Origin of the sequence: Clostridium sp. (assembly GCF_051656525.1) — a bacterium.
Lineage (GTDB): Bacteria > Bacillota > Clostridia > Clostridiales > Clostridiaceae > Clostridium.
On the sequence record NZ_JBOGCC010000178.1, the window covers coordinates 1 to 5,242 of the forward strand.

Annotated in this window: 4 protein-coding genes and 1 pseudogene; all 5 read left to right on the forward strand. The window is 26.3% G+C overall.

From position 1 onward, the window contains the following. Positions 1-247 (forward strand): annotated as a pseudogene (locus ACRDDY_RS08975) (CDP-glucose 4,6-dehydratase); the annotation flags it as partial. Between the two features lie 6 nt (positions 248-253). Then, positions 254-1,981 carry a thiamine pyrophosphate-binding protein gene (locus tag ACRDDY_RS08980; RefSeq protein WP_438564615.1) on the forward strand — a complete coding sequence of 576 codons (1,728 nt, stop codon included), beginning with the start codon at positions 254-256 and terminating at the stop codon, positions 1,979-1,981. Positions 1,982-1,990: 9 nt separating this feature from the next. Next, on the forward strand, positions 1,991-3,043 hold the full coding sequence (locus ACRDDY_RS08985) for an NAD-dependent epimerase/dehydratase family protein (RefSeq protein ID WP_438564616.1): 1,053 nt from the start codon (positions 1,991-1,993) through the stop codon (positions 3,041-3,043). Continuing rightward, positions 3,043-4,356, forward strand: a complete 1,314-nt coding sequence (locus tag ACRDDY_RS08990; RefSeq protein WP_438564617.1) for a lipopolysaccharide biosynthesis protein — start codon at positions 3,043-3,045, stop codon at positions 4,354-4,356. The genes ACRDDY_RS08985 and ACRDDY_RS08990 overlap by 1 nt, the downstream gene beginning before the upstream one ends. Before the next feature lie 12 nt (positions 4,357-4,368). Further along, the gene (gene rfbA / locus ACRDDY_RS08995) at positions 4,369-5,235 is read left to right on the forward strand and encodes a glucose-1-phosphate thymidylyltransferase RfbA (RefSeq protein WP_438564618.1); all 867 of its coding nucleotides are present in this window, start codon (positions 4,369-4,371) and stop codon (positions 5,233-5,235) included. Positions 5,236-5,242: the final 7 nt, after the last annotated feature.

The window sequence follows — 5,242 nt, forward strand, 5'->3', positions numbered from 1 at the left end:
AACAATGGTAACTAAATTTTATGGAAGTGGAGAATTAAAAGATTGCTCTAATCCTAATGCTCTTCATGAAGCTAATCTTTTATTATTAGATATAACAAAAGCGAGATTTGAATTAGATTGGAAACCAACTTTAACAATAGAAAATAGTATTGAACTTACAACAGAATGGTACAAAAGATATAAAAATGAAAATGTGTATAATTTATGTTTAGAGCAAATAGAAAAATTTTGTAATTTTGAAAGGTAGATAAAGATGAAAGTATCAGATTATATAGTTAAATTTTTTGAAGAAAAAAAAATAGATACAGTGTTTGGATATTTAGGTGGAATGATAACTCATTTAGCAGATTCAATAGCTAAAAATCCAAATGTTGATTTTATTCAAGTATATCATGAACAGACAGCATCAATAGCAGTAGAAGGTTATGCTAGAGAAAATGGAAATATAGGAGTAGCAATAGCTACAAGCGGTCCAGGTGCAACAAATATGATAACAGGAATAGCAGATGCTTATTTTGATTCAATTCCAGCTTTATACATAACGGGTCAAGTAAATACTTATGAATATAAATATGATAAACCCATAAGACAACTAGGATTTCAAGAGACAGATGTAGTTTCTTTAGTTAAAGGAATAACAAAGTATGCTACAATGATAACAGATGAAAGTAAGATAAGATATGAATTAGAAAAAGCTTACTTTATAGCAAAAGAGGGTAGGCAAGGTCCAGTATTATTGGATATACCTATGAATATACAAAGAGCTGAAATAAATCCAGATATTTTAGAAGGATTTATTCCAAATGAAAAAAAAGAAAAAGTATATAATTTAGAAGAAATAAACCAATTGTTAAAAAAAGCTAAAAGACCAATGTTATTAGTTGGAGGAGGATGTATTAATTCTAATTCTCAAATAGAAATTAATAATTTTGTTGAAAAAACTGGAATACCAGTAGTTTCATCTCTTATGGGGAAAGGGTCAGTTGATGAAACAAAAGACGAGTACATGGGAATGTTAGGAAGTTATGGTAACAGATGTGCAAATATAGCAGTAGCGAATGCAGATTTATTGATAGCTCTAGGTACTAGATTAGATACAAGACAAACAGGAGCAATGGTAAATGAATTTTTAAGAAATGGTAAAATTATTCATATAGATATTGATGAAGCTGAATTACAAAACCATAGGATAGAAAATAAGATTAATATATCGATGGATGCTAAACAATTTGTAGGTAAGTTACAAAAAGAAACTTTAAATATTTTAGAATGGAAAACTTATTTAAAAGATTTAAAGAAAAATTATAATCAAGAAAAAGAGATTGAAAAAAATGTGAAAAATAAAGCACCATATAAATTAATAGAAACTTTAAATAAATACTCTAAAGAGGGAGAGGTATTCACAGGAGATATTGGTCAAAATCAGATGTGGACAGCTCAAAGTTTAATATTGAAAAAAAATCAAAAATTCTTTACTAGTGGAGGATTAGCCCCAATGGGTTATTCATTACCTTGTTCAATAGGAGTAGCATTTGCTAAAAAAAATGATGAAGCGATATATTCTATAAATGGAGATGGTGGTTTTCATATGGCAATTCAGTCATTATTATTAATCTCTCAATATAACCTTCCTATAAAAGTTATAATAATGAATAATAGTGCATTAGGAATGATAACACAATTCCAAGAGCTATATTTTGAAAATAGATTAACTGGAACAGTTAAAGATGGTGGATACATAATTCCTAATTTAAAAGAGATTGCTTCTGCATATGGAGTAAAATATTATAAAGTAACAGAAGCAGAATTAAGTGATGAAAGTTTAATGGAAAATATTTTTTCACAAAGAAATTGTCTAATTGATTATCAAATTGAAGGAGAATCAAGAGTTTATCCAAAACTTGAATTTAATTCGCCGTTAGAAAACACAAGTCCAAAACTACCAGAAGATGAATTGAAAAAAATAATGTTGAATTATTAGGAGATATTAATGAATAAAATAATAGAAGAGGATTTAGAAAATATTGTAAATAAAAAATTAGAATGGAGAAAATTTGAAGGAAAAAATATTCTAATAACTGGAGCAAATGGAATATTGCCATCATATATGGTCAAAACACTATTATATCTAAATAAATCTTTAGAAAAAAAATGTAAAGTTTATGCTCTTGTAAGAAATATCGAGAAAGCTAAAAATAAGTTTAAAGATTTTTTAGATGATAATAATTTAATATTTTTAGAACAAGATGTTTGTGATAAAATAACATTAGATATAGAATTTAATTATGTTATTCATGCTGCAAGTCAAGCAAGTCCAAAATATTATTTAATTGATCCTGTGGGTACATTAAATGCAAATATAATTGGAACAAATAATATTTTAGAAATTTGTAAAAATAAAAAAATAGAGAGTTTTTTATTTTTTAGCACAAGTGAAATTTATGGAGAGTTATCAAATAATAATTTCTCAATAAAAGAAGATGAGTATGGAATAGTTGATTGTACAAATATAAGGTCTTCTTATTCGGAAAGTAAAAGAATGGCAGAAACAATGTGTGTTTCTTGGTTTAAACAGTATGGGGTTCCGTGTAAAATAGTTAGAATTTTTCATACTTATGGACCTGGGATAGAATTAAATGATGGAAGAGTATTTTCGGATTTTATAAAAAATATTTTAAATAATGAAAATATTGAAATGAAAAGTGATGGTAAAGCAATGAGAGCATTTTGTTATATAAGTGATGCTACTTATGGCTTTTTTAAGATTTTATTAGAAGGAAAAAATGGAGAGGCTTATAATTTAGGAAATCCTGAAGCAGAAGCAAGTATAGTCGAATTAGCAAAGGAATTAGTAGAAATTTATCCTGAAAAAAAACTTAAAGTTATTGAATCAGAACAAAATAATCCAAATTATTTAAAAAGTGAAATAAAAAGAAATTGTCCATGTATAGATAAAATAAAAAAAATAGGTTGGAAGCCTGAAGTTGGAATAAAAGATGGATTTAAACGAACAATAGAAAGCTATTTAGAAAGTGAGCAATAGTGAAAAAAATATTATCGAAATTAAAAAAAGATAATTTATTATTAAATATATTATCAAATTTTTTATTTAAAGGATTGGGTATAGGATTGAGTTTTATAAGTATCCCAATAATGCTAAAGTATTTAGATAAAGATAACTACGGATTATGGATTTTAATATTATCAATAACAAGCTGGATATATACTTTTGATATAGGAATAGGAAATGGTTTAAAAAATAGATTAGCAGAAACATTGACTAAAAAAAATGAAAAAGAAGCTAAAGAATATATAGCAACAAGTTATTTTTTTGTAACTATAATATCAATTATATTTTTTTCATTATCATATATTATTTTAAAAAATATAGATCTTAGCAGACTATTAAATATAACATATATAAGTAACAATGAATTAAATAAAATACTACTCATAAACATAGGGTTTGTTTGTATTAATTTCATATTTAGTTTGTGTAATAATGTATTTTTGGGTTCACAAAAATCATATTTATCATCAATAAATTCAGTACTATCACAAATTATATTTTTTATTTTTTTGCTAAATCTTTTTTATTTTAAAAAGAATTCAATAATTTTATTAAGTTTAACTTATGGATTAGGGATATTTTTATCGCATATGATTTTATCAATTTATTATTTCTATAAGAATAAAAATTTATTATTTAAGATAAAAGATATAAGATTAAATAAAACTAAAAATATTTTTGGAATAGGCTTGAAAATATTTTTAGTTCAAATAGCAGGATTAATAATATTTTCGACAGATAATTTTATTATAACTAAATACACAGGGATTGAAAATGTTGCAATCTATAATATAGTTAATAAATTATTCGGAATTCCATTGTTAGCTATGACATTAATTACAACTCCTATTTGGCCAGCTGCTACTAAGGCTTTTCATGAGGGGAATATAGAGTGGTTAAAAAATATTTTAAAAAAATTGCAAAAAGTATTTGTTAGTTTATTAATTTTAACTATTATTATGATTATACTTGGAAAGCCTTTTATAAAAATATGGACATTAGGTGAAATAGAACCATCTTTATCATTAGTAGTAGTATGTGGACTAGCGACCTTATTAACATGTTTTAGTAATATCTATTCAACGATAATATTTGGAATAGGAATAGGGTGGGGAATAGTTATTTTATCTTTAACTCAAGCAATTATAAATATAGTAGTTTCATTGATAGCAATCATTTATTTTGATTTAGGAATTGTAGGAGTTGTATTAGGAACATGTTTTAGTATGTTAACAAATGTTTTTGTATTACCAAGATCATTAAAAAAAATGATAGAAAAAATTTAAAAGGAGTTAAAAATGAAAGGAATCATATTAGCAGGAGGATCTGGAACAAGACTGTATCCAGTAACAAAAGCAATTAGTAAGCAAATAACACCGATTTATGACAAGCCACTAATTTATTATCCATTATCTGTTTTAATGTTAGCAGGAATTAAGGATATTTTAATAATATCTACTCCTAGAGATATTGGAACTTTTGAAGAATTGTTAGGTAATGGAAGTGACTTAGGACTTAAAATAGAATATGCTATTCAAGAGCATCCAAATGGTCTTGCAGAAGCATTTATCATAGGAGAAAACTTCATTGGAAATGATGCGTGTGCCTTAGTTCTTGGAGATAATATGTTCTACGGTCATGGACTTACAGGAATAGTTAAAGAAGCTGCTAAAAGAGAAACAGGAGCTACAATATTTGGTTATTATGTAAATAATCCTAAATCTTTTGGTGTAGTAGAGTTTGATGAAACTGGTAAAGCTATATCTTTAGAAGAAAAGCCAGAGAAACCAAAATCTAACTTTGCAATACCAGGATTATACTTCTATGACAATACTGTTGTAGAAAAAGCTAAAGCTGTTAAACCATCTCATAGAGGAGAGTTAGAGATAACAACGCTAAATGAGATGTATCTAAATGAAGGAACGTTAAATGTATTAAGCTTAGGTAGAGGAATGGCTTGGCTTGATACAGGAACTCATGATGGACTTTTAGAGGCATCTAATTTTGTAAAAACAATTCAAAGTAGACAAGGTGTAATGGTAGCTTGTTTAGAAGAGATTGCTTATAAAAATGGATGGATATCTAAAGAAAAGGTAGAGGAATTAGCAAAACCATTGTTAAAATCACACTATGGTGAATATCTAATGAATCTAATAAAGGAGTAGTCATGAG

What these genes read in the sequence shown, in the direction of transcription:
- ACRDDY_RS08980 (WP_438564615.1), top strand. Translation starts at nt 254, where the DNA reads ATGAAAGTATCAGATTATATAGTTAAATTTTTTGAAGAAAAAAAAATA.
- ACRDDY_RS08985 (WP_438564616.1), top strand. Translation starts at nt 1,991, where the DNA reads ATGAATAAAATAATAGAAGAGGATTTAGAAAATATTGTAAATAAAAAA.
- rfbA (WP_438564618.1), top strand. Translation starts at nt 4,369, where the DNA reads ATGAAAGGAATCATATTAGCAGGAGGATCTGGAACAAGACTGTATCCA.